Consider the following 771-nt stretch of genomic DNA (forward strand, 5'->3'; position numbering starts at 1 on the left):
TCCACTCAGGAGGGAATGACTTTTCGACTACAGGACCTTTACCTTCTCTGGTTGGCTTTTCCAAAGCCATTCGTCTAAATCGTTCCTTTGTAACTCCGTGCTGAGTGTCCTACAACCCCAGGATGCAGGCATCCTGGTTTGGGCTCTTCCCGTTTCGCTCGCCGCTACTCAGGGAATCGAGTTTTCTTTCTCTTCCTCCGGGTACTTAGATGTTTCAGTTCTCCGGGTGTGCCTTCTCGTACGCTATGTATTCACGTACGGATAACATGACATGACTCATGCTGGGTTTCCCCATTCGGAGATCTCTGGATCAAAGCTTACTTACAGCTCCCCAGAGCATATCGTCGTTAGTAACGTCCTTCGTCGGCTTCTAGTGCCAAGGCATCCACCGTGCGCCCTTAATAACTTAATCTGTTATTAATAATTGTGATGTCCATACTTTCGTATGAACGCGCGATTTCTTCAAGAATTCAGTAAATGAACTCACTCGGTTTTGCTTGGTAAATCTTTTTCTTCTTCTTGCTTTATCTAGTTTTCAAGGTACATGTCTGAATGCATGGACACGCCGGTCCGATGAACATTCAAAACTGAATGCAATATGTCAGTGTCAATTCCGAAGGAATCTCAAGTATCCCTTTTCCGTTATATCCTTAGAAAGGAGGTGATCCAGCCGCACCTTCCGATACGGCTACCTTGTTACGACTTCACCCCAATCATCTGTCCCACCTTCGACGGCTAGCTCCTGAAAAGGTTACTCCACCGGCTTCGGGT

At 46.7% G+C, this 771-nt stretch carries 2 rRNA genes; both read right to left on the minus strand.

Going from position 1 to position 771, the window contains the following annotated elements:
* Nucleotides 1–412: ribosomal RNA gene (locus ERX29_RS10750) — 23S ribosomal RNA — on the minus strand; the annotation flags it as partial.
* 242 nt (nt 413–654) lie between these two features.
* Nucleotides 655–771: ribosomal RNA gene (locus tag ERX29_RS10755) — 16S ribosomal RNA — on the minus strand; the annotation flags it as partial.

The sequence above is a fragment of the Macrococcus lamae genome (assembly GCF_004359545.1).
GTDB lineage: Bacteria > Bacillota > Bacilli > Staphylococcales > Staphylococcaceae > Macrococcus > Macrococcus lamae.